This window comes from Streptomyces sp. NPDC002911 (genome assembly GCF_053591835.1).
The window spans coordinates 108,006-132,294 of record NZ_JBSFUO010000014.1 but is presented as its reverse complement, the minus strand read 5'-3'; the positions used below and the strand labels follow the sequence as shown (position 1 = coordinate 132,294).

The 24,289-nt window shown below is 69.3% G+C and carries 19 protein-coding genes; 16 read left to right on the top strand and 3 right to left on the bottom strand.

Translation table 11 applies throughout. The features are described 5' to 3' along the window. The first annotated feature begins 86 nt into the window (after nucleotides 1–86). On the top strand, nucleotides 87–1,316 hold the full coding sequence (locus tag ACWD04_RS22125; protein WP_451134425.1) for an acyl-CoA dehydrogenase family protein: 1,230 nt from the start codon (nucleotides 87–89) through the stop codon (nucleotides 1,314–1,316). A gap of 22 nt (nucleotides 1,317–1,338) precedes the next feature. On the opposite strand, the gene ACWD04_RS22120 is transcribed toward ACWD04_RS22125, so the two are convergent. After that, nucleotides 1,339–1,779 (bottom strand): cell division protein SepF, encoded by a 441-nt coding sequence (locus tag ACWD04_RS22120; RefSeq protein WP_451134423.1) that lies wholly within the window; start codon nucleotides 1,777–1,779, stop codon nucleotides 1,339–1,341. 287 nt (nucleotides 1,780–2,066) lie between these two features. Between ACWD04_RS22120 and ACWD04_RS22115 the strand changes: the two genes are divergently transcribed. Continuing rightward, complete coding sequence (locus ACWD04_RS22115; protein WP_451134421.1) at nucleotides 2,067–3,293, top strand: DUF5685 family protein; 1,227 nt, start codon at nucleotides 2,067–2,069, stop codon at nucleotides 3,291–3,293. 30 nt (nucleotides 3,294–3,323) lie between these two features. Here ACWD04_RS22115 and ACWD04_RS22110 read toward each other — a convergent pair whose 3' ends face one another. Next, on the bottom strand, nucleotides 3,324–4,262 hold the full coding sequence (locus ACWD04_RS22110; RefSeq protein ID WP_451134419.1) for an ABC transporter substrate-binding protein: 939 nt from the start codon (nucleotides 4,260–4,262) through the stop codon (nucleotides 3,324–3,326). Nucleotides 4,263–4,712: 450 nt separating this feature from the next. On the opposite strand from ACWD04_RS22110, the gene ACWD04_RS22105 reads away from it, so the two are divergent. From ACWD04_RS22105 to ACWD04_RS22060, 10 genes are all read left to right on the top strand, one after another. Further along, nucleotides 4,713–5,579: an amino acid ABC transporter permease gene (locus tag ACWD04_RS22105; RefSeq protein WP_451134417.1), complete on the top strand. Its 867-nt coding sequence runs from the start codon at nucleotides 4,713–4,715 to the stop codon at nucleotides 5,577–5,579. Then, a complete protein-coding gene (locus tag ACWD04_RS22100) occupies nucleotides 5,576–7,417 on the top strand; it encodes an FAD/NAD(P)-binding protein (RefSeq protein WP_451134415.1) in 1,842 nt (613 codons plus the stop codon). The genes ACWD04_RS22105 and ACWD04_RS22100 overlap by 4 nt, the downstream gene beginning before the upstream one ends. 45 nt (nucleotides 7,418–7,462) lie before the next feature. Continuing rightward, nucleotides 7,463–8,365: an amino acid ABC transporter permease gene (locus ACWD04_RS22095; protein ID WP_451134413.1), complete on the top strand. Its 903-nt coding sequence runs from the start codon at nucleotides 7,463–7,465 to the stop codon at nucleotides 8,363–8,365. Between the two features lie 35 nt (nucleotides 8,366–8,400). Continuing rightward, nucleotides 8,401–9,153: an amino acid ABC transporter ATP-binding protein gene (locus ACWD04_RS22090; protein WP_451134509.1), complete on the top strand. Its 753-nt coding sequence runs from the start codon at nucleotides 8,401–8,403 to the stop codon at nucleotides 9,151–9,153. 30 nt (nucleotides 9,154–9,183) lie between these two features. Then, on the top strand, nucleotides 9,184–10,158 hold the full coding sequence (locus ACWD04_RS22085; RefSeq protein ID WP_451134411.1) for an ABC transporter substrate-binding protein: 975 nt from the start codon (nucleotides 9,184–9,186) through the stop codon (nucleotides 10,156–10,158). 16 nt (nucleotides 10,159–10,174) lie between these two features. Further along, nucleotides 10,175–11,251: an LLM class flavin-dependent oxidoreductase gene (locus ACWD04_RS22080; protein ID WP_451134409.1), complete on the top strand. Its 1,077-nt coding sequence runs from the start codon at nucleotides 10,175–10,177 to the stop codon at nucleotides 11,249–11,251. Beyond that, nucleotides 11,248–12,537: an NtaA/DmoA family FMN-dependent monooxygenase gene (locus ACWD04_RS22075; RefSeq protein WP_451134407.1), complete on the top strand. Its 1,290-nt coding sequence runs from the start codon at nucleotides 11,248–11,250 to the stop codon at nucleotides 12,535–12,537. The genes ACWD04_RS22080 and ACWD04_RS22075 overlap by 4 nt, the downstream gene beginning before the upstream one ends. A gap of 4 nt (nucleotides 12,538–12,541) precedes the next feature. Next, a complete protein-coding gene (locus ACWD04_RS22070) occupies nucleotides 12,542–13,348 on the top strand; it encodes a DUF1684 domain-containing protein (RefSeq protein ID WP_451134405.1) in 807 nt (268 codons plus the stop codon). 265 nt (nucleotides 13,349–13,613) lie between these two features. Continuing rightward, nucleotides 13,614–14,516: a S1 family peptidase gene (locus tag ACWD04_RS22065; RefSeq protein WP_451134403.1), complete on the top strand. Its 903-nt coding sequence runs from the start codon at nucleotides 13,614–13,616 to the stop codon at nucleotides 14,514–14,516. 186 nt (nucleotides 14,517–14,702) lie between these two features. Continuing rightward, entirely contained in the window at nucleotides 14,703–15,182 is a 480-nt protein-coding gene (locus ACWD04_RS22060) for a hypothetical protein (RefSeq protein ID WP_451134401.1), read from the top strand. A gap of 10 nt (nucleotides 15,183–15,192) precedes the next feature. On the opposite strand, the gene ACWD04_RS22055 is transcribed toward ACWD04_RS22060, so the two are convergent. Continuing rightward, on the bottom strand, nucleotides 15,193–16,122 hold the full coding sequence (locus ACWD04_RS22055; protein ID WP_451134399.1) for a DUF4231 domain-containing protein: 930 nt from the start codon (nucleotides 16,120–16,122) through the stop codon (nucleotides 15,193–15,195). A gap of 211 nt (nucleotides 16,123–16,333) precedes the next feature. Between ACWD04_RS22055 and fxsA the strand changes: the two genes are divergently transcribed. The 4 genes from fxsA (at nucleotide 16,334) to fxsT (ending at nucleotide 24,266) form a co-directional block, all read left to right on the top strand. Beyond that, nucleotides 16,334–16,498: an FxSxx-COOH cyclophane-containing RiPP peptide gene (gene fxsA, locus ACWD04_RS22050; RefSeq protein WP_351279986.1), complete on the top strand. Its 165-nt coding sequence runs from the start codon at nucleotides 16,334–16,336 to the stop codon at nucleotides 16,496–16,498. A gap of 110 nt (nucleotides 16,499–16,608) precedes the next feature. Then, nucleotides 16,609–18,885: a radical SAM/SPASM protein FxsBH, inactivated beta-hydroxylase extension form gene (gene fxsBH, locus ACWD04_RS22045; RefSeq protein ID WP_451134397.1), complete on the top strand. Its 2,277-nt coding sequence runs from the start codon at nucleotides 16,609–16,611 to the stop codon at nucleotides 18,883–18,885. A gap of 150 nt (nucleotides 18,886–19,035) precedes the next feature. After that, complete coding sequence (fsxC, locus tag ACWD04_RS22040) at nucleotides 19,036–20,337, top strand: FxsC protein (protein WP_451134395.1); 1,302 nt, start codon at nucleotides 19,036–19,038, stop codon at nucleotides 20,335–20,337. Then, nucleotides 20,334–24,266, top strand: a complete 3,933-nt coding sequence (fxsT, locus tag ACWD04_RS22035) for an FxSxx-COOH system tetratricopeptide repeat protein (RefSeq protein ID WP_451134393.1) — start codon at nucleotides 20,334–20,336, stop codon at nucleotides 24,264–24,266. The genes fsxC and fxsT overlap by 4 nt, the downstream gene beginning before the upstream one ends. Nucleotides 24,267–24,289: the final 23 nt, after the last annotated feature.

Genomic DNA, 24,289 nt, shown 5'->3' with positions numbered 1-24,289 from the left:
GTAACGTCGGCACGGCGCCGTAACTACCGCTGCTAGTTTTAGTACCGTGGCGCGTTTCCGTACCGTGCGAGCTGCCGGAGGCACCCATGTCCACCACCGAGTCCGCGAAGCCGTCGGAGCCGTCGAAGGGGCAGCCGTTCGATCCGGGTGACCCCCTCGGCATCGACGACCTCCTCGGCCCCGAGGACCTCGCGATCCGTGACACCGTGCGCAGCTGGGCCACCGGCCGGATCCTCCCGCACATCGCCGAGTGGTACGAGAACGGTGAGCTCCCCGGTATCCGTCACCTGGCCCGCGAGCTCGGCGCGCTCGGTGCGCTGGGCATGTCCCTCCAGGGGTACGGCTGCGCCGGGGCGAGCGCCGTCCAGTACGGCCTGGCCTGTCTGGAGCTGGAGGCCGCCGACTCCGGCATCCGCTCCCTGGTCTCCGTCCAGGGCTCCCTCGCCATGTACGCCATCCACCGCTTCGGCTCCGAGGAGCAGAAGCAGCGATGGCTCCCCGGCATGGCGGCAGGCGAGACCATCGGGTGCTTCGGCCTGACCGAACCGGACCACGGTTCGGACCCCGCCGGAATGCGGACATACGCGGAGCGGGACGGCGGGGACTGGATTCTCACCGGCCGCAAGATGTGGATCACCAACGGGTCGGTCGCCGGGGTCGCCGTCGTATGGGCCCAGACCGACTCGGCGGGTGGCGGCTCGGGAATCCGCGGCTTCGTCGTGCCGACGGACAGTCCCGGCTTCTCCGCACCCGAGATCAGGCACAAGTGGTCGCTGCGCGCCTCGGTCACCAGCGAGCTGGTCCTGGACGGCGTACGGCTGCCCGCCGACGCGGTCCTGCCCGGGGCCATCGGACTGCGCGGCCCGCTCAGCTGCCTCAGCCATGCCCGCTACGGAATCGTCTGGGGAGCGATGGGCGCCGCGCGGGCGAGCTTCGAGGCGGCTCTGGACTACGCGAAGACCCGCGAGCAGTTCGGCAGGCCCATCGGCGGATTCCAGCTGACCCAGGCCAAGCTCGCGGACATGGCCCTGGAACTCCACAAGGGCGTCCTGCTCGCCCACCATCTGGGCCGGCGGATGGACGCGGGCAGGATCCGCCCCGAGCAGGTCAGCTTCGGAAAGCTCAACAATGTGCGCGAAGCGATCGAGATCTGCCGCACGGCGCGGACGATTCTCGGCGCCAACGGAATCTCGCTGGAATACCCGGTGATGCGGCACGCGACGAATCTGGAGTCGGTGCTCACCTACGAGGGCACCGTGGAGATGCACCAGTTGGTGCTGGGCAAGGCGCTCACCGGCCTGGATGCTTTCCGGTAGGACTTTCCGGCGAGCGCTCTGCTCAGCTCTGGTTGAAGAAGCCGTCGGCGGGCCGGCCGGCGGCTTCGCCGTTGACCACCTGGGTGTGGGCGGGCGTCAGCAGGAAGACTCTGGTCGCCACGCGCTCGATGGAGCCGCGCAGCCCGAAGGTCAGTCCCGCGGCGAAGTCCACGACGCGCTTCGCGTCGGTGGGGTCCATCGCCGTGAGGTTGACGATCACCGGCACACCGTCCCGGAAGAGCTCGCCGATCCCACGCGCGTCCCGGAAGCTGTCAGGGGTGACGGTGGCGATCCGGCGTCCCGTGTCCACGGCCTTCTCGGAAGCCACTTGCACGCGGGGGTCGGTCACCCATGGCTGATTCGTGCCGGTCTCCGCATCCTCGGAGTACTCGTCGTCGTAGTACCGATCGTCGTTGTCCTCCACGAGGCCCAGCCAGGCGCTCGCCTTGCGCACCGATCCCATGGACTCCTCCTCTCACCGCGGTTCGTTGGTGTTCCGTATCTCTTTCCTATCCCCATGGTCGACCATGATGCGGATACAGCGCCAAGGGGATAGGTGTCGGGCAGGCGATTCGTGACGCTACTGGTGCAGAAGATGTGGCGGTTCGTCAGGGTTCATACCGCATAGGGGGGCTTGCGGAAGGAAAATATGACGCTCCCCTCCGTACGGGTGACATGGGGGGCGTACGGGTGAACGGATCGCTCGATACGATGCACGCCGCGCGCTGGTAGACGGGCGCGGTTCGTCAGATGAGCAGCTCCCGGGGGATCGTCGTGTTCGGAATCGTGAGGCCATGTACCCATCGGCTGTCCGAAGGGCTCAAGACGGAGTGGATGGCTCATCTCTGCGGTCTCTGTCTCGCTCTTCGCGCCGACCACGGGCAGTTCGCCCGCGTCGTCACGAACTATGACGGCCTGATCGTCTCGGTCCTGACGGAAGCTCAGTCCGAACGCTCCGCCGGACTACGGCGCACCGCGGGCCCCTGCCCGCTGCGCTCGATGCGGACGGCTCCGGTCGCCCGCGGCGAGGGGGCCCGGCTCGCCGCCGCCGTATCGCTCGTGCTGGCGTCCGCGAAGGTGCGTGACCATGTGGCCGACCGCGACGGGCTGTTGAAGCGGCGCCCGGTGGCCGCCGCGGCCCGCCGGGTCGCCGCGGGCTGGGACAGGGCAGGGGCGCGTACCGGGGCCGAGCTCGGCTTCGACACGGCGGTCCTGGTCGACGCGGTCGACCGGCAGACCGGTATCGAGTCCCTCGCCGGCCCGGGCACCCCGCTCCTGACGGTCACCGAACCCACCGAGACGGCCACGGCCGCAGCCTTCGCGCACACCGCCCTGCTGGCGGGCAAGCCGCGGAACGCCGTACCGCTCGCCGAGGCGGGGCGGCTCTTCGGGCGGCTCGCCCATCTGCTGGATGCCGTGGAGGACCGTGAAGCTGACGCCGCGTCGGGTGCCTGGAACCCGCTCGCGGCGACTGGCACGTCGCTCGCCGAGGCCCGCCGTCTGTGCGACGACGCGCTGCACGGTGTGCGCCTGGCGATGCGGGACGCGGAATTCACCGACGGCAAACTGGCGCATGTGCTCCTGGTGCACGAGCTGCGGCGCTCCGTGGACCGGGCCTTCGGACCCGTGTCGTGCTCACACCAGCGGGACGGGCAGCCCTCGGGGGCCTTCGGTCCGCCGCCCGGCAACCCGTACGCGCCGACCCCCGGCGGTCCGCCCGGGCCGCCGCTCCCGCCCGAGCCGCCCCGCAACCGGCGTGGCCTCATAGCCGGCTGTCTGGTCTGGGCCGGCCTCGCCTGCACCTGCCAGATGTGCTGTGCCGGCAGCTTCAACGACCCCTGGAGCGGCCAGGAGCGCGAAGGGCTCTGCCACAAGAACGACTGCAACGACTGGTGCGAGGGTTGCTGCGAGGGGTGCAACTGCTGCGGCCAATGCGGCGACTGCTGCGACGGCTGTGACTGCGGGTGCAACTGCTGACAAGAAGTCAGGCAGCCGCACCCCTCGTGCTCACCTGATCTCGGGCGGTGAGATCTGCGAAGTCCGGATCGCCGACTCGGCGGTGCCCCACTTCTTCAGGATGCGGTCGTAGGTCCCGTCGGCCTTGAGGCCGTTGACCGCGGCCCGGAAGGCAGGTGCCAGCGGCGTTCCCTTCTTGAAGGCGAAGCCGACGTCGAGCCGCTTGTACTCGTTGAGGAAGCGCAGCCCCTCCTGCTGGGTCACCGCGTACCGCAGTCCGTTGATCGTGGACATCAGGACGTCGCTGCGGCCCTGCTGCAGCGAGATCCAGACCGCGGCCTGGTCGGCGTACGTCTTGACCTCGTACGGCTTCCTGCCCGCGTCGGCGCAGCGGTGCTTGTTCTCCTCCAGGGTCGCCTCGAAGGTGGTCCCGGCGCCGGTGCCGACGGTCAGGCCGCAGAGCTGCGTGAGGTCGGTGACCTTCTTCAGGTCGCTGTCGTCGCGGACGGCGAAGCCCTGCCCGTCGTTGATGTACGTGACGAAGTCGATCGTCTTCCGGCGTTCGTCCGTCACTCCGAAGTTGCCTGTGCCCAGGTCGTACTTGCCGCTGCCGAGGGCCGGAAGGATCGCCTCGAAGGAGGCGACCTCCCGCTCGAGCTTCAGCCCGAGCGTCCGGGCCACCGCGTCCGCGAAGTCGATGTCGGCACCCGCGAGCGTCTTGCCGTCCTCCCGGTAGAACGCCCCGGGCGGAGCGCCGACGCTGGATGCGAGGGAGAGGGTTCCCGAGGCGCGCACCTTCTCGGGCAGCAGCTTCGCCGCGTCGTCGTTCCGCTTCACCGAAGAGACCACATCGGCCGTCGGGATCTTCCCCTTGCCCGCGGACCCCGCGCCGGCCGGTGAAGCAGCGGGGTCACCCGATCCGCAGGCGGTGAGCGAAAGGGCGGCCACGGTGATCAGTGCGAAGGCAGCGGTCTGCCGGGTTCGGGGCATGACGGAGTTTCTCCGGGTTCGTCGACCGCGCTCCGGTGCCTGGGCAGCACGGAGCGTCGGGGCGGGAGATCAGCGATACGAGGGGAGGGCGGAGCGATGTTGTGTACGTGAAGGAACGCGGGGGAATCCGCTCGGGCGCCGGCAGGGGCGCGAGCGGGAAGAACGAAGACGCAGGGGGGTCAGCTCAACAGGAACAGGACCACACGCGACCGAAGTCGATGTGGGAGCGGGTGACCAGCCACAGCTGCGAATACATGGCCCAAGTGGAACAGGCATCCGGTTGCGCGTCAACCGAGGTGAGACGTACAGCTCACACTGTGGACAAGCTTGACAACAGCACCGGGTGGCGCTTTTCTCGGAAGCGGACCGGCGCTGAGGGGCCCGGTCCACGTTGTGTTTCGCGCTGAAGGCACGCCCCGTGTTCGATCTCTGCATCCACGGAGCCTTCGCATGTCCGCGCAGACAGAAATCCATGCCCCGTCCCTTCCCGCACCACCGGGCAAGCGTGCGGAGGACGCCGCCCCGCGCATCGTCCCCGTACGCCGAACCGGCCAGTGGGCGGCGGCCGTTGTCGTCCTGCTCCTCCTCGTGGGGGCTCTGGTCTCCGTCGTCCGCAACGACGCCTTCCAGTGGGACGTCGTGGGCGACTACCTCACGACCGACTCCGTGCTGCGGGGCCTCGGCCTCACCCTGTGGCTCACCGGCCTCGTCATGGTGCTCGGCTTCGCCCTCGGCACCCTGCTCGCGGTGTTCAGGCTCTCCGGCAACCGTGTTCTCCAGGCGGTGAGCTGGGGCTACATCTGGCTGTTCAGGTCGACACCGATCCTGGTCCAGCTGCTCTTCTGGTTCAACATCGGCGCCCTCTACCCGCAGATCCTGGGCGTCAGTACCGTCAACCTCCTCGGCCCGGTCACCGTCGCCGTCATCGGACTCACGCTGCACGAGGCCGCGTACGCCGCCGAAGTGGTCCGCGGCGGCATCCTCTCCGTCGAACGGGGACAGCTGGAGGCGGCCCAGTCGCTCGGGCTGGGACCCTGGCGCCGGCTCCGGCGGATCGTGCTGCCGCAAGCCATGCGCTCCATCGTCCCGCCCGCCGGGAACATGCTGATCGGGACCCTGAAGGGCACCTCGATCGTCAGCATCATCGCCGTGCAGGACCTGCTGTACTCCGTGCAGCTCGTCTACCACCGCACCTACGAGGTCATCCCGCTGCTGCTGGTCGCCACCCTCTGGTACGTGGCCGTCACCTCTCTCCTGTCCATCGGGCAGTACTACGTCGAACGCCACTACGCACGCGGCACGGCAGGCGCACGGTGACCGGCGCACCGGCGCTCGTCGTCATCGGCGGCGGACCGCGCGGCACCGGAGTCATCGAACGCATAGCGGCCAACGCCGCCGAGCTGTACGGCGACCGGCCCCTGGACATCCACCTCGTCGACCCGTTCCCGCCGGGCGGCGGCCGGATCTGGCGGCAGGACCAGTCCCCGCTGCTCTGGATGAACTCCATGGCCGAGGACGTCACCATGTTCACCGACGACACGGTCCAGCTGGACGGTCCGGTCCGCCCCGGCCCCGCCCTGCACACCTGGGTCGCGGACGTCCGCGAAGGGCGGACCGTCATCTCCGCCGACGCCACGGTCCTGGAGGAGATGCACGGCCTCGGCGACCAGGACTTCCCCAGCCGCCGGCTGCAGAGTGCCTATCTCCGCTGGGTGTACGAACAGACGCTCGCCGCGCTCCCGCCCGGCATCACCGTCCACGAACACACCGGCTACGCAGTGCGCGTCTTTGGGCCCCGTGGCGGCCGGCAGCGTGTCTGGATCCAGGGGCGTGCCGAGCCGCTCGCCGCCGATCTCGTCGTCCTCACCGTCGGCCATCTCGACGCCGAACCGGACACGGAACAGCAGGAGCTGTCCGCCTTCGCCGCACGCCACGGACTCGTCCACCTGCCGCCCGACTTCACCGCCGACACCGACCTGACGTCCCTGCCCGCGGGAGAGCCCGTCCTCGTGCGCGGCTTCGGCCTCGCCTTCATCGACCTGATGGTGCTGCTCACCGAGGGGCGCGGCGGGCGCTACGAGAACGGGGCCTACGTGCCCTCCGGCAGGGAGCCCGTCCTGTACGTCGGGTCACGGCGAGGAGTCCCGTACCACTCCAAGATCGGCTACACCTGGGAGGGCGAACGGCCGCCCCTGCCACACCACTTCGGCGCCGATCAGGTGGCGGAGGTCCTCGGCCGCCCCGGCCCCGTGGACTTCCGTCGCGATCTGTGGCCGCTGGTCACCAAGGAGCTGGGCCACGCCCACTACCACCGGCTCTTCACCGCCCATCCCGAGCGCACCGTCGTGGACCATGGAGACTTCGAGGAGAAGTACGCCGTCGCCGAGCCCGGCAGCCCCGAGCTCGCGGCCCTCGTCGCCTCGGCCGTCCCCGATCCGGCCGACCGGCTCGACCTCGACGCCCTCGACCATCCGCTCGACGGGGTGCGCCACGCCTCGTACGACTCACTGCAGGACGGGCTGCGCGCCTACATCACCGCCGACCTCGAACGCCGGCACGACCCCCGGCACAGCCCCGACCTCGCCGTGTTCCTCGGACTGCTCTCCGTCTACGGGCAGTTGGTCAGCTTCGGCGACATCGGCGAGCGGTGGCACGGCTTCTTCAGCTACCTCGCCTCCGGACCGCCCGGCCCCAGGCTGCGCCAGCTCCTCGCCCTCTCGCAGGCCGGCGTCGTCCGCTTCCTCGGGGCCGGCATGACCGTCGAGGCCGACGAGGAACAGGGTGTCTTCCGGGCCCGCAGTGCCACTGTGCCCGGCGCGCACACCGAAGCCCGCGCCCTGGTCGAGGCCCGGCTGCCCGACCCCTCGCTGCGCAAGACCCGCAGCCCGCTGCTGAGCGGACTGTACGAGGACGGTGCGGCGGGCACCGACACGGGGCTGCTCTCCGTCGACCCGGCCGACGGCCGGATCCTGGACCGTGAGGGCCGCCCCCACCCCCGCCGCTTCGCCCTCGGCCCCTACACCACCGCACGCTCCAGCGGTGCCTTCACCCGGCCGCGCACCGGCGGCCCGGCCTTCCGGCAGAACGACGCCACCGCCCGGACGGCGCTCGCGTTCCTGCGCGACCTCTCCTGTCGGGACCGCCTCACCGCGTGAGCACGGCCCCCCTTTCGTCCTCCCGTCGCAGAAGGAACCTCCACCATGTCGCTGACCAGCGATCCACCCGTCCACCCACCGGCCAGGACCACCGTCGCCGAGGAACCGGACGTCGACGAGTACGCGGCCCTGAAAGTCGTCCCCGTACGCCACCCCTGGCACTGGGTCGCCGTCGCGGCCACAGCCGTGCTGCTCGCCCAGTTCCTGAACGGCCTGATCACCAACCCCGGCTGGGAATGGGACGTCTTCGCCCGGTTCATCACGACCGAGACCATCCTCCACGCCGTCTGGGTCACCCTCCAGCTGACCTTCTACGGCACGGTGATCGGCTTCGCGCTCGGCATCGTCCTAGCCTTCATGCGGCTGTCCGCCAGCCCGTTCCTCAGGGCGGTCTCGTACGCGTACATCTGGGCGTTCCGTTCGATCCCGCTCATCGTCCAGCTGCTGTTCTGGTTCAACCTGGCGTACCTCTACAAGGAGCTCGAGTTCGGCATACCGTTCGGGCCCGGATTCGTCTCCTTCGACACGATGAACCTCGTCGGCGCGATGAGCGCCGCCGTCCTCGGGCTCGCCCTGCACCAGGCAGCGTACGCGGCGGAGATCGTCCGTGGCGGCGTACTGGCCGTGGACAGCGGCCAGTTGGAGGCGGCCGCCGCGCTCGGGATCCCACGGCTGCGGCAGCTGCGGCGCATCGTGCTGCCGCAGGCGATGCGCTCCATCCTGCCGAACGCCGCCAACGAGATCATCTCCCTCTTCAAGGGCACCTCGATCGTCTCCGTGATGGCGATCGGCGAACTCTTCTACCAGGTCCAGGTCGTCTACGGACGCAACGGCCGGGTGGTGCCCCTGCTGATGGTGGCCACGGTCTGGTACATCCTCCTGACCACCGTGCTCTCCGTCCTCCAGCACTACGTCGAACGTCACTACGCCAAGGGGGCCGTGCGATGAGCGCACCCACAGAAGAAGCCACCGGGTCCGCCGCCATGGTCGAGATCCGATCCGTGCACAAGAGCTTCGGTCCGCTCGAGGTGCTCCGCGGCATCGACCTGTCCGTACGCGCGGGAGAGGTGACCGTCGTCCTCGGCCCGTCCGGGTCGGGGAAGTCCACCCTGCTGCGCACCATCAACCACCTGGAGAAGGTCGACCAGGGCTGGATCAGTGTCGACGGCACCCTGGTGGGCTACCGCAGGTCCGGCAACAAGCTGTACGAGCTGCGCGAACGCGAGGTCCTGCGCCAGCGCACCCGGATCGGTTTCGTCTTCCAGAATTTCAACCTCTTCCCGCACCTCACCGTCCTGGAGAACGTCATCGAGGCCCCGGTCGCAGCGCTGGGCCGCCCCCGCAAGGACGCGGTCGCCGCGGCGGAGAAGCTCCTGGCCCGCGTCGGGCTCGCCGACAAGGCCGGGGCCTACCCCAAGCAGCTCTCCGGAGGCCAGCAGCAGCGCGTCGCGATCGCCCGCGCCCTCGCCCTGGAACCGAAACTGCTGCTCTTCGACGAGCCGACCTCGGCGCTCGACCCCGAGCTCGTCGGCGAGGTCCTCGACGTCATCAAGGACCTGGCCCACGGGGGCACCACGATGATCGTCGTCACGCACGAGATCGGCTTCGCCCGCGAGGTCGCCGACACCGTCGTCTTCATGGACGAGGGACGGATCGTCGAACAGGGCCCGCCCGCCGACGTACTCGACCGGCCCGTCCAGGAGCGCACCCGCGCCTTCCTCTCCAAGGTCCTCTGAGCCATGTCCCCGCAGTCAAGGAGCAGTCACGTGTCCGTCCGCCGCACGATCACCGCAGCCCTCGCCACCCTCACCGCCGCCGGGCTGCTCACGGCGTGCGGCACCGCCGACGGCACGGAGGACGTGATCCGTCCCAAGGGCCAGAAGGACACCGGCATCAACATCGGCCCCGACCAGAAGCGGATCAGGGGCAAGAAGGTCGACGCCATCGCGGCCCAGGTGCCCGCCGCCGTCCGCGAACGCGGCACGCTCCGGCTGGGCGCGAGCGCCGACGCCTCGCCACCGCTCGGCTTCTACGCGACCGACGACAAGACCCGGATCGGTGGCGAGATCGACCTCGCCACCCTGATCGCCGACACGCTGGGACTCAAGCCGGAATTCGAGCAGGTCTCCTGGGAGAACCTCTTCGTCGGGCTCGACAGCTCGAAGTTCGACGGGGTGCTGTCCAACGTCACCGTGACCGAGGAGCGCAAGGAGAAGTACGACTTCGCGACGTACCGGCTCGACAACATCGCCTTCGAGGCCAAGAAGGGATCCGGCTGGAAGGTGAAGGGCCCGGCGGACGTCGCGGGGAAGACGATCTCCGTCGCCTCCGGCACCAACCAGGAGAAGATCCTCGTCGACTGGAACGAGGAGAACGTCAAGGCCGGCCGCAAGGCGGTGGACATCAAGTACTTCCAGAAGGACACCGACTACTACCTGGCACTCCAGTCGGGCCGCATCGACGCCTACCTGGGCCCGAGCCCCTCGGTCAACTACCACGTCGCGTCGGCCGGGCAGTCCGAGATCGTCGGCACGCTCTCCGGCGGCGGTGACGGCGTCCAGGGGAAGATCGCCGCCACCACCAAGAAGGACAGCGGGCTGGTGGAGGCGTACGGCGCCGCGATCGACCACATCATCCAGGACGGCTCGTACGCCGAGGTGCTGAAGCGCTGGGGCCTGTCCAACGAGGCCGTCGAGAAGTCGGAGATCAACCCGCCCGGCCTCCCCAAGACCGAGAACTGATCCCGAGAGGTCCCGCATGTCCGCCACCAGGCCACTTCACCTCGCCGCCGAGATCGGCGGCCCGCCGCGCTACGACGCCGGCTCCCACGTCGCGCTCGCCCGACTCGCCGAAGGGGGCGCGCTCGACTTCGTCACCCTGAGCGATTCCTTCGCCCGCCCCGGGCCCGACGCGCTCGCCGTACTGGCCCGCGTCGCCCCGGCCACCACCCGGATCGGCCTCGTGCCGACCGTCACCACCACCCACACCGAGCCCTTCCATGTCTCGTCCGCCGTCGCCACCCTCGACTGGGTCAGCAAGGGCCGGGCCGGCTGGCATGCCGACGTGTCGACGACCGAGGTTGAGGCCCGGCTGTTCGGCCGGCGCCCCGCCGCACCCGCCACCGCGCTGTGGCACGAGGCGGGGGAGGTTGCCGACGCCGGAGCGCGGCTGTGGGACAGCTGGGAGGACGACGCGGAGATCCGGGACGTCGCCACCGGCCGCTTCATCGACCGCGACAAGCTCCACTACGTCGACTTCGAGGGCAGTACCTTCTCCGTCCGTGGCCCGGCCATCGTGCCGCGGCCGCCGCAGGGCCGGCCCGTCACCGTCATCGACGGCACGAGCGGCCCGGCCCGGGAGCCCGCCGCGCGGCACGCCGACGTCGTCTACGTACGGGCCACCTCACCCGAACAGGCTGCCTCGCTCCGCGACGACCTGCGCCGCGCCGCGGCGGCCCACGGCCGGGACCCCGACAGCCTGCGGGTCCTGGTCGCCCTCACCGTCGACCTCGGGGACGCCGAGACGGCACCCGAACCCGGACTGGAGAGCGGCCCGCAGCTCGCGGGGCGGGGGACCTACTTCCGCGGCGGCCCGGTGGACCTCGCCGAACTCATCACCCAGTGGCACCGGGGCGGAGCCGTCGACGGCTTCCACCTCACCCCCATCACACCGGAGCGCGACCTCGAAAGGATCGTCAACGGAACCGTGGCCCTGCTCCAGCACCGCAGCCTGTTCCGCACCTTCTACCCGGGCGGCACACTCCGCGAGCACCTCGGCCTCGGCAGGCCAGCCAACCGCTACACGCTCGCGGGGACCTCAGGGGGAACTTCATGAAGCAGATGCACCTCGCCGCCCACTTCCCGGGCGTCAACAGCACCACCGTGTGGACCGATCCCCGCTCCCGGAGCCAGATCGACTTCGCCTCCTTCGAGCACCTGGCCAGGACCGCCGAGCGGGGGAAGTTCGACTTCTTCTTCCTCGCGGAGGGGCTGCGACTGCGCGAGCACGACGGCCGCATCCACGACCTCGACGTGGTGGGCCGTCCTGAATCCCTCACCGTCCTCAACGCCCTGGCCGCCGTCACCGAACGACTCGGGCTCGCCGCCACGGTCAACGCGACCTTCAACGAGCCGTACGAACTCGCCCGCCGCCTCGCCACGCTCGACCACCTGAGCGCGGGCCGTGCCGCATGGAACGTGGTGACCTCCTCGGACGCGTTCACCGGCGAGAACTTCCGCCGCGGCGGTTACCTCGACCGGGCCGACCGGTACACCCGCGCCGCCGAATTCGTCTCCACAGCACGTGAGCTGTGGGACTCCTGGACGCCCGACGGCGCCTCCCGGCCGTTCGCGCACTCCGGGCAGCACTTCGAGATCTCCGGGGAGTTCACCGTCCCCCGCTCACCCCAGGGGCACCCCGTCGTCATCCAGGCCGGGGACTCCGACGAAGGCCGGGAATTCGCCGCGTCCGCCGCCGACGTCATCTTCACCCGGCACGGCACGCCGGAGGCCGGACGGATCTTCTACGCCGATGTCAAGGCACGGCTTGCGAAGTACGGCAGGGATCCGGCCGACCTGAAGATCATGCCCGGGGTCACCGTCGTCGTCGGCGATACCGACGCGGAGGCACAGCAGAGGGCCGCCGAGATCCGCCGGCAGCAGGTGTCCCCGCAGAACGCCATCCTCGCCCTGGAGCAGGTCTGGGGCCGAGACCTCTCCTCGTACGACCCCGACGGACCCCTCCCCGACATCGACCCGGACCCCGGCTCGGACCTGGTCCAGGGAAGGGTGCGGGTGGCGGACCCGCTCGCCGTCGCCGTCACATGGCGGGCGCTGTCGGAGGCCAGGGGGCTGTCCATCCGACAGACGGTCATCGAGTCCACGGCCCGGCAGTCCTTCATCGGCTCCCCGGAGACGGTCGCCGCCGAACTGGAGGAGTTCGTCACCACCGACGCGGCAGACGGCTTCATCCTCGTACCGCATCTCACTCCGGGCGGTCTCGACGACTTCGTCGACCGGGTCGTCCCGCTCCTCCAGGAACGCGGAGCCTTCCGTTCCGAATACACCGGCTCCACGCTGAGGTCGCACCTCGGCCTGCCCGAGCCGGTATGGAAGGGTTGACCGCATGAGCACGGACGCACAGCAAAACAGCGAGGAGTTCCACGCCTGGCAGCGCTGGCACGAGGGGCGCATCGTCGCCGTGGCCGCGCCGCACGGCCCGCTCTCCCTCACCGGCACCCACTGGCTCGCCGACCATCCGGAGGGTCGAATTCCGGCCATGCCCGGGCTGTGGCGCGAGGAGGGCGACGAGGTGGTGCTCACCGCCGGCCCCGAGGACGGGCTGACCGTCGACACGCAGCCGTTGTCCGGCGAGATCCGCCTCGGCGCGGACCGGGGCCCCATCGACACCTCCCGGGTGGCGCAGGGGGAACGCCGACTGGTCGTACTACGCCGCGAAGGCCTCTGGGCGGTACGGGACTTCGACCCGAAGTCTCCGGCCCGCCAGGCCTTCCGCACCGTCGACGCCACCCCGTACGACCCGAAGTGGTCGCTGGACGGCACCTTCCGGCCGTACGAATCCGACCGGACCGTCCGCGTCGGCAACGCCGACGGCCGCGAGCGGGGGCTGGGGCTCTCGGGCGAGATCGCCTTCACCCTGGACGGCTCCGAGCACACCCTCCAGGTCGCGGTCGAGCCCGACGGATCGCTCTGGGCCGTCTTCGCCGACACCACCAGCGGGGACAGCAGCTACCGCTTCCGCTTCCTGCGGCCCCCGGCGCCTGACGGGGACGGCAGGGTACGGGTCGACTTCAACCGCACCCTCCTGCCTCCGTGCGCCTTCGCCGACCATTTCATCTGCCCCTTCCCGCCACCCGGCAACACCCTCACGGTGGCCGTCCCCGCGGGGGAGCGGAACCGTATCGACGGCTGAACGGTCCCAGCCGGGACGCAAGGGGCCGGCACACCGGCCCCAGCAGTCACGGGGCTGCTGGGGCCGGTTCCGTCGCGCGCCGACTCGGCCGAAAAGGCACCCTTGCGCGGCACATTGACGCCCCCGATACTCCCGAAAAGTGCCCGTCAGAAGCGTGATGTATCCGGAATTCGTACGCTTTTCCGAACGCGTGCGTGCCCCTGGCCGCGCCTCACGGGTTCCGCACCCCACAGGTGCACCCCCAACTCCCCCCGGGAGGAACGAAGTGCGGATCAAGCGCCCCAACCCCCGCAACGGCAGCACGGCGAGACGCAGCCGGATCACAGCTGTCTCCGCGGGCCTCGTCGCCGTCGTCGCCCTCGCCGTCCCCACGGCCAACGCCGACCAGACCGGGCCGTACAGCGCCGGTCAGCTGAGCGCGGCGGGAGAGGCCGTACTCCGAGCAGACGTCGCCGGCACCGCGTGGAACGCCGACCTGGTGACCGGACGGCTGGTCGTCACCGTGGACAGCACCGTCTCGCGGGCAGAGATCGACACCATCAAGGACGCGGCCGGTGCCAACGCGGGCGCCCTGCGCATCGAGCGCACGCCCGGAAAGCTGCGCAAGCTGATCTCGGGCGGTGACGCCGTCTACGCCTCGAGCTGGCGCTGCTCCCTGGGCTTCAACGTCCGCAGCGGCAGTACCTACTACTTCCTGACGGCCGGGCACTGCACCGACGGCGCCGGCACCTGGTGGTCCAACTCCTCCCGCACCACGGTGCTCGGCACCACCACGGGCTCAAGCTTCCCGACCGACGACTACGGCATCGTCCGTTACACCAACAGCTCCATCACCAAGTCCGGCACCGTCGGCAGCCAGGACATCACCAGCGCGGCCAACGCCACCGTCGGCATGTCCGTCACCCGCCGCGGCTCCACCACCGGCACCCACAGCGGCTCCGTCACCGGCCTCGACGCCACGGTCAACTACGGCAGCGGGGACATCGTCCACGGCATGATCCGCACCGATGTGTGCGCCGAACCCGGCGACTCCGGCGGCCCCCTCCACTCGGGCACCCGGGCGATCGGCCTCACCTCGGGCGGCAGCGGAAACTGCTCCACCGGCGGGACAACCTTCTTCCAGCCGGTCACGGAAGCACTGAGCGCGTACGGTGTCAGCGTGTTCTGACCCTGTCGGGCACCGCCGCACTCCCGTGAGCCCCCGCCGAACCCCGGCGGGGGCTCCCGTTCGGCCCGCGGCTTTTGAGAGGATGTCAGGACGGTCTGTGGCAGAAACACCACGGGGGCGGACGCTGTACCCGTCCGGAGGGATGTCCTCCGTGAGCCCCCGCAGACATCAGGGGGTTCCACGTCCGTGAAACGCATCGGAGTGACCGGTCACCGTTCCATCCCCCAGGAGCTCCACGCGCGTGTGCTGGAGGGGTTGGGCGCGGCACTGTGCGGACATGACGGCTCCTTGGAAGCGCTCTCCAGCCTGGCGGTCGGGGCCGACCAGCTCTTCGCCGGCCTCGCACTGGCCCACGGCGCGGAGCTGACCGTGGTCATCCCCAGCAGGGACTACGAAGCCGACTTCGCCGACGGGACGGAGCTCGAGCGATACCGGGCGCTCAAGGCCCGGGCCGCCCGCGAGATCCGGCTGGACTTCGCGCGCTCCACCGACGAGGCGTATTTCGCCGCGGGTGCCTATATCGCCGATCACTGCGACCGGCTGCTCGCAGTCTGGGACGGCCGGCCCGCGCGGGGCCTCGGAGGCACCGGCGACATCGTGACGTACGCCCGCAGCCTAGGACGGCCGGTCACCGTCATCTGGCGCGACGGTGTGGAGCGCGACTGAGCCGATGGCCTCACATCCGGTGCCTGGCCAGCCAGTCGGTGTGCTCGGGCGAGACGATCCGCTCGGTCTCGAAGACTGCGGCGGCCCACTGCCGCTCGGTGAGGGTGGTCTCCATCGCGGCCTGCATGTTCTCCAGGTCCTCCTCGACCAGGGAGTGCGCGGTCACCAGCGGGTGATGACGGCGCATCTCGTTCCAGGCGAGGCAGGCGGCAGCGGAGGCGGAGAACGTCCCCGTGAGCGCGAACGAGCCGGCGCCGCCGAAGGTCTGCATCACGGCGAGGACCAGCGCCGGGAGCGTCAGGGCGGCAACGGTGCTCGACCAGACGAGCGCCCCGCGCCGCGACCCCAGCCGACGCCTGCGGTACCAGCGACGCTGCTCGATCAGCCGGTCCCGGATGTACGTCTCCTTCCGTACGGTGAAGGCCTTGTCCCGTAACTCCCGCATGGACGCCGTGATGAGGCCGCCGCCCGAGTCCGTCATCTCCTCCCTCGGGTCGTCCCACCCGACCTTCCGCAGCTCCTGAAGCCCTTCCTCCAGCCGGCTGGCGAACACCGCTTCGGGATGCTGTACGGCGGAGTCGAAGGGCGAGCCGTGGACCGCGTAACGCCAGCAGTTGGACTTGATGAACTCCGCTGCTGAGCGGTTGAGTTGCCAATGCGACTTTGCTTTGCGCCGGGAGCCGAGGTAGGTCGAAATCAGGACACCGAGGTACGCCAACACCGCGACACCATCGAGGAGTTGGAAGCGCGCCCCGACCTCTGCGTGCCAGGGCAGGGCGGCCGGCACGGTGCCCAGTGCGAGCAGGGCCAGCTGGCCGCGGGTGGTGTTGACCGCCTCGCGCTGGCGTGCGATGGCGACCGCGTCGGTGTGGTGGAAGAGTGCGGGCAGATCAGCGCTCCTGAAGACCATGCTCTGCAGTGGTCCGGGAATCGCCGTCATGATCACTCCTGTAATCGGTGTAGTGGTCACCCCGGTTCTTGCGCGAATGGGTCCGGTTCATTTGGAGTAGTGCTGCAAATTGCTCGGTTCACCGCAGTACGAGTCGAGTTGCACACCGGGGCCATGAGAGTAAAGTCGTGCCGCCGGACACTGCAATGGTGCAGGTGCCGGTGCTGTTTCCGTGTCCGGAACGAGCCCATCGAGGACGCCCGTGAAGACCTACGAATCAACCCCGAACTTCGCTGTCGCGAAGCGTCGTGTGCCGCTTGCGAAGATCGAAGTATCCGGCAGTGCAGCAGCCAGGAAGATGGGCCGGGTGCTCGCGACCGCAGGCGGCCGCCCGACACAGATCTCGACATTCAACTCCGCGCTGTAAGGGCAGCGGGGACGGAGGCGCCGTAAAGCGGTAAAAATTCCACCCGTTCGGCCGATAGGCTACTGTAGTCGTCGGTCAAATTCCCGGCGCCGCTGGACTAGAGTGGTGGAATGACAGGCCCCGCGGTACCGTTCCGCGAAATCGTGCTGAAGGTTCACAGCAGGTGCGACCTTGCCTGCGATCATTGCTATGTCTACGAACATGCTGATCAGAGCTGGAGATCCCGGCCCAAGACGGTTTCTGATCATGTCATTTCCAAAACGGCACAGCGTCTCGCTGAGCACGCAAAGACACATGCACTGCCCTCCGTGACAGTGATCCTGCACGGAGGGGAGCCTCTGCTGGCCGGCCCGCGCCGTCTGCGGCGCGTCTGCGAGGAGTTCGGTTCCGCCCTGTCGGGTGTCGCCGACCTCGACCTCCGGATCCACACCAACGGCCTTCAGCTCAGCCCCCGGTATCTGGACCTCTTCGACGAGTTCGGCGTCAAGGTGGGCATCTCCCTGGACGGCGACCGTGCGGCCAACGACCGGCACCGGCGCTTCGCCGACGGACGCAGCAGTCACCCCCTGGTCCTGAAGGCGGTCGAACTGCTCCGGCAGGACCGCTACAGCCATCTCGATCTCGGGCTCCTGTGCACCGTCGACATCGCGAACGATCCGCACGCGGTCCTGGACGCCCTCGTCGCGCTCGACCCCCCGCTCATCGACTTCCTTCTCCCGCACGCCACATTCGAGGCGCCGCCGCCCCGCCCCGACGGATCGCCGACCGCCTACGCCGAGTGGCTCCTCGCCGTCTTCGACCGCTGGCAGGAGGAGGGCAGCCCGGTACCGGTGCGCCTGTTCTCCTCGGTCCTCTCCACGCTGAGCGGCGGCCCCAGTCTCACCGAGTCCCTCGGACTCGCCCCCACGGATCTGGTGGTCGTCGAGACGGACGGACAACTGGAGCAGGTCGACTCCCTCAAGAGCGCCTACGAGGGCGCGGCGGCCACCGGGTTCGACGTGTTCTCGCACTCCTTCGACGACGTCGCCGGACACCCCGGGGTCCGGGCGCGGCAGCTCGGCCTCGCAGGTGTCAGCGAGACGTGCCACCGGTGCCCCGTCGTCCGGTCGTGCGGCGGGGGGCTCTACACGCACCGGTACCGCTCGGTGAACGACTTCGACAATCCGTCCGTCTACTGCGCCGATCTGGATGCGCTGGTGCGGGGGATCCAAGAGCGCACGAGCGCAGCGACCGTGTCACCCGCTCTGGTCGACCGGGATGAACTGGCCGCCGAGCAGTACGACCTGACCCGTACGCTCCTTGCCGGCCTCCACGACGCACTGGACGGCCGTGGTGGCGCACGGTGGGACCAAGCGTGGGGGCTCGCCGGTGTTCTGGAGTCCTCCGGCGAGGGCGCCGCAGGCCTCGACCGCGTCCTCATGCACGCGTACACGCGTACCTGGCTGCTCGACGTCCTGGAAGGGCTGCATGCCGAGCGGCCCGAAGCCGTCGGACAGGCGCTGCGACTACCGTCGTACGTCGCGGCTGCCGCGGTGCGGTCCGGTCTGGACCTGGAGGTGCCGGCGGACTACCGGGACGGCAGGCTCTTCCTTCCCACGCTCGGCGAGCTGCGGATCGCCGAGCCGGGCGAGTCGGGCAGGGTCCGGGTACGAGCTCTCGGTGAGGGGTTCTCGGTCCGGCGGGATGACGGCGCTGAACGGCTCGTCCCGAGAGGGGCGGACAGCCCCGACTGGCTCCCGGTGCGGCACTTCGCCGCGGGGAGCGCGCCCCGGTTCGCCCTCGAGGACCTGGACCCGTACCGGAACTGCTTCGAGGCTCCGGCCGCGCCGCGCCTGGGCCGGGCGGACGCGGAGGTCTGGTCCGAGTCCATCGGCAGGGCCTGGGCGCTGCTGGAGCGGGCCGCGCCCCGCCAGGCGTCGGAAGTCACGGAAGGCCTCATCACGCTGACCCCGCTCGTCGCCGGCCGTAACGCGAGGCGCCCGCACGGGCACGGGGCCGTGGGAATCGTCATGACCGGGGACACCCGGACACTCGCCCACGCTTTGATGCGCGGTCTGCGGAAGGCCCGCCTGCGAGCTCTCCTGGACGTCACGGATCTTTACGCGCTGGACGGGTCCTGGGAGTACTCGCCGCCCTGGAATCGGAATGCAAGGGTCCCTTTTTCCGGGCTGCTGGCCGACACGTACGAACGCGTGGGACTTTCCTTCCTGGTGCCCGAATTCATGGACGGCGTGCCCGAGGCACTCGACATGATGGACGGGGCGGCCGAACCCACTGTCGGAGGAATGCAGCTGCTGAGGTCGCTCCGGGACGAGGCCGGAGGTGTCCGTGGGACAAGTGGGATGAAGAGCCTCATGAATGCCATGGATCAGGAACCTGTTTGCTGAATCCTGGGTATGGATGACTGAAAAGCGGCGTTGAATGACCGAACGCCATGGGGGTGGAGCACAGTCCGCTCCGGAATGATGAATGCGCTCGCACCCTCTCCACTGTCTTGGGATGCGGGTGCTCACACAGGACGGGGGTCGTGTGCACGCATGACGCAACAGCGAGCGGACCATCGGCCGTACTTTTTTCTGAGCTACGCGCATACACCGGGGTACGGCGGTGGATCCGACCCAGACATGTGGGTCGAACGGCTTTTCCAAGATCTCTGCGGTCATGTGATGGCCATGACCAATCTTCCCGCAGGATCGCCGGCCGGCTTCATGGACCGGGAGATACGCTCCGGCGAAGGCTGGTCCGAGAGGCTGGGTAATGTCCTGGCCAACTGCCGGGTCTTCGTCCCGCTGTTCTCGCCGCGCTACTTCGCCAGTGAGATGTGCGGCAAGGAGTGGTACGCCTTCGAGCAGCGCGCCATTCATCACCGGGCCCGGTCGAATCAGCCGGCCGAGGCGATCGTGCCGGCGCTCTGGGTGCCGGTGCAGCCGAGCCAACTGCCCGGGCCGGCCGAACGGTTACAGTTCAATCACCGGGACTTCGGTGACCGCTACGTCAGCGACGGGCTCTACGGGCTGATCAAGCTCACTCTGTTCGCCCAGGATTACGAGCAGGCCGTCTACCACCTGGCCAAACGCATCGTCAATGTCGCCGACACCGTACAGATCGGTTCGGGCAGACCTCTCGACTTCCGCACGGTTCCCAGCGCCTTCGGCGCACCGGGAAGCGGGGCGGGCGGCCCGAGGCCCATGCGCATCACCATCGCCGCACCCACTCGTCACGACCTGCCGGAAGGCCGGAACCCGGAGTACTACGGCGACAATCCGCAGGAGTGGAACCCTTACCATCCGGCTGCTGCCAGACCACTGGCCTATGTCGCCGAAGAGCTCGTGCGTTCCCTCAACTACCAGGCCGTCATCACGTCGTTCGACGAGGAGCCCGGGCAGCGGGAGGGCAAGCAGACGCCCAGCACCCCCGAGATCCTGCTGGTCGATCGCTGGGCCCTGCAGGACGAAGACCTGAGACGGCGGCTCGCCGCCTTCGACAGGGAGAACCGTCCCTGGGTGACCATGGTCGTTCCCTGGTGCAGGGATGACCACCAGAGCAGGGCGGCCGAGGCCGAACTGACCGAGAAACTCGAGCAGACGATGCCGGTCAAGATGCGGCAGGGGCGGGCCTTCTGCCGTGTCGCGGCCAAGGGGGTACCCAGCATGGAAGCGTTCGGCCAGATCCTTCCCCAAGTGGTCGAGGTGGCCGCCCAGCAGTATCTGAGGCACGCCACGGTCTATCCACCGGCCGGAGGACGGCACAGCGAACGGACGCGACTGATGGGGCCCATGGGCAACACACAGTTCATACCCGACCTGCACGACCCTGCGACGGATGCGGAGGACGTATGACAGCCGGTCGTGACGGGCGCATCGTCACTTTCTACTCGTACAAAGGCGGCACGGGGCGCACGATGGCCCTGGCCAACACCGCCTGGATCCTCGCCGCCAACGGCAAACGGGTGCTGGCCCTCGACTGGGACCTGGAAGCCCCGGGGCTCCACCGGTTCTTCCACCCCTTCCTCGACCCCTCGACGCTCGGGGCCACCACGGGCGTGATCGACCTGATCACCGAATACGCGTGGGCCGCGACCAACCCCGCCCAGCGAGCGGACGACTGGCACCGCGACTACGCCCGTATCCAGCCGCACGCCGTCTCGCTCATGCCCGACCAGCTCGGCTGGGAGTTCCCGCGGGGCGGCATGCTCGACTTCGTGTCCGCCGGACGGCAGAACCGCGAGTACTCCGCGACCGTCTCCACCTTCGACTGGGACAACTTCTACGACCGGCTCGGCGGCGGCCACTTCTTCGACGCCCTGCGGGACGACATGAAGGCCAACTACGACTACGTCCTCATCGACAGCCGTACGGGCCTCAGCGACATCGCCGACATCTGCACCGTTCACCTCCCGGACGTGCTCGTGGACTGCTTCACCCTCAGTGACCAGTCCATCGACGGCGCGGCCTCGGTCGCCCGGCAGATCGCCGAGCGCTACACCGGCCGGCCCATCTCCATCTTCCCCGTCCCCATGCGGATCGACGAGGGCGAGAAGGAGAAGGCCGATGCCGGCCGGGCACTGGCCCGCCTGAAGTTCGACCGGCTGCCCCGTGACCTCTCGGGCGACGAACTCACCGCCTACTGGGGGGCGGTGGAGATCCCCTACCGCCCGTACTACGCGTACGAGGAGACCCTCGCCACCTTCGGTGACGAGACCGGACTCAGCAACTCGCTCCTGTCGGCGTTCGAACGTCTCACCGCGGTCGTCACGCAGCAGGAGGTCACCGCGATGCCTCCGGTGAGTGAGGAGATCCGGCTGCGGATTCGCGACGCGTTCACCCGGCGCAGGCCCGCGCTGCCCGCCGATCTCTTCCTCAGCTATGTGGCGGAGAACCGCATGTGGGCGGACTGGATCGAATCGGTCCTCACCCGGGCGGGGTTCCGGGTGGTCCCGCGCGACGTCTCTGCCGACCCCGTCACCGTGGACGCCACGCATACGGCGGACACCGCGGCCCGTACGGTCGTTCTGCTCTCCAGCGCCTATCTCAAGTCGCAGCGAGCCGTGGACCTGTGGAACAGGGCGGTCGCCGAGGATCCCGGCGGCGGGCGGCGTCAGCTGCTGCCGCTCAGAGTCAGTGATGTCCGGCTCTCCGCGCCGTACATCGACCGCAACCCGGTCGACCTCTTCCGGCTGGACGAGGTGCATGCCACCACGGCCCTCATGCGCGCCCTGGACCGGCCGGTACAGCTCGGCGACGGAATGTCGCCAGGGCCTCGCTTCCCCGGCACCGTGCCCAGGATCTGGAACGCGCCTCCCCGCAACCCCGGCTTCACCGGCCGTTCTCTGGTCCTGGAGCGGATGCGTGACCAGCTCGGCGGCGGCATGGCCGTCGTGCTGCCGCAGCCGCAGACCCTGTACGGCCTCGGCGGCGTCGGCAAGACCCAGGTGGCTCTGGAGTATGTGCACCGCTTCATGGCCGACTACGACCTGGTGTGGTGGATATCGTCCGAGCAGATCGACGACGTGGTGGCGAGCCTCGCCGAACTCGCCGTTCGGCTCGGCGCCCAGGGTGGTGACGACATGGCAGCCGCGTCGCAGGAAGCGGTGGACCTGCTGCGCCGAGGTGTGCCCTCGGAACGCTGGTTGCTGGTGTTCGACAACGCGGACGATCCCGAACGCCTCAGCCGCTATTTCCCGCAGGGTGGCTCGGGCCACATCCTCGTCACGTCCAGGAACCAGACCTGGTCCCAGCACGGTGACGCGCTGCCCGTCGACGTGTTCCTGCGGGAGGAGTCGATCGAGCACCTCCAGCGTCGTGCACCGGGGCTGAGCAACGAGGACGCCGCCCAGGTGGCCACCGCCGTCGGAGATCTGCCGCTCGCAGTCGAGCAGGCGGCGGCGTGGATCGCGGAGACCGCGACCCCCATCGACACCTACCTGGAACAACTGGCCCGCCAGGCCCCCCAGGTCCTCGCCCTGAACCAGCCGGCGGGTTACCCGGAGCCTGTCGCGGCCACCTGGAACATCTCCATCGAACGCCTCAAGGAGCGTTCGCCCGCCGCGGTGCGGCTGCTCCAGCTCTGCGCGTTCTTCGCACCCGAGCCGATCTCCGCGAATCTCCTCTACAGCAAGGAGATGATCGAGGCACTGAAGCCGTACGACGCCTCGCTCCAGGAGAAGCTGGTGCTGGGGCGGGTCATCCGTGAGATCGGCCGCTTCGCCCTCGCCAAGGTCGACCAGGTGTCGAACTCCATCCAGGTGCACCGTCTGGTGCAAGCGGTGATCAGGGCACAGCTCAGCGAGGAGGAGCAGCGCGAGGCCAGGCATGTCGTCCACCGCATCCTGGCGGGTGCCCGGCCCGATGACGACGAGCCGATCGACAATCCGGAGACCTGGCCGCGCTTCGCCACCATCTGGCCGCACCTCGGCCCGTCGGACGCGCGCAACTGCAGGGAGCCGGAGACCCGCAGGCTGCTGATCGACCGGGTGCGCTACCTGTGGAAGCGGGGGGACGTCCGGACGGCGGGCCGGCTCGGGGACGAGCTCCGCGAGACGTGGCGGGAGATGCTGGGGGAGCGGGATCTGCAGTACCTCTACCTCTGCTTCCACCTCTCCAACATCCTTCGTACCCGCGGCCGGTACGTGGAGGCCAAGGAGCTCGACGAGTTCACTCTCAGCCGGCAGCGTGAGGTGCTGGGGCCCGAGCATCCGCACACGTACATGACTACCAGCAGCCTTGCCATCGACCTGGGGCTTCTCGGCGACTACGGAAAGGCGATCGAGCTGGCGACCGCGGCGCACGAGGGGTTCAGCCAGATCTTCCACGACAGGCATCCCCGCACACTGGCCGCGGCGAACAACCTGGCGCTGAACCTGCGGAGCGTCGGGCAGTACGCCCGCGCCAGGGAGATCGACCAGGACGTCTACGACCTGCGGTCCGAGGTGCTGGGGCCCGAGCACCCGTACAGCCTGTCCTCCGCCATGTGTCTGGCACGTGACCTGCGTGAGGTCGGACGGTACGAGGACTCGGTCGGCCTGCTCAGCCGGACGTACGACAGCTTCAAGGCCACTCTCGGCCGGACCTACCCCACCACACTCAGCGCAGCCAAGAGCCTCGCCGTCTCGCTGCGCAGGGCGGGGCAGCTGGAGGACGCGCGCAGGCTGACGGTGGCCACCCGGGCCAGGTACCGGGCCAAGTACACCTCGGCCAACCCGGAATCACTGGCCTGCGATCTCAACATGGCGGCGGACCTGTTCGCCGCGGGGGAGGCCGTCGCGGCCAGGGACGCCGCGCAAGAGGTGGTGGACCAGTACATGAATGTGCCCGGGGAGCAGCATCCGTACACCCTGGCCGCGCAGAACAATCTCGGCGTCTACCTCTCGGGGGCGGGCGCCCCCCTGGAGGCGGAGGAGCTGCTGACGCGGGTGGTCGCCTCCATGCGCGAGGTGTTCGGACGGGAGCACCCGAACACGCTGTTCTCCGTGATGAACCTGGCCAGTGCCACGGCTGACCGGGGCGAGTTCGACATAGTGCTGGAGACGGAGCGGCAGCTGGCCGGTCAGCTCAGGGAGGTTCTCGGGGCACACCACCCGGAGACCTTGGCCATGACGTCGAATATCGCGGTGACGCTCGATGCGATGGGGCGTAAGGACGAGGCGCTGAGGCTGCGGGCGGAGACGGGCGACGAGCTGGCACGGCAGCTCGGTGACGAGCATCCGCTGACCCGGATAGCGAGGGACGAGCGGAGGTTCAGGCGCGAGCTGGAGCCGATGTCGGTGTGAGCCTCCGGGCTCCGGAAGTCCGG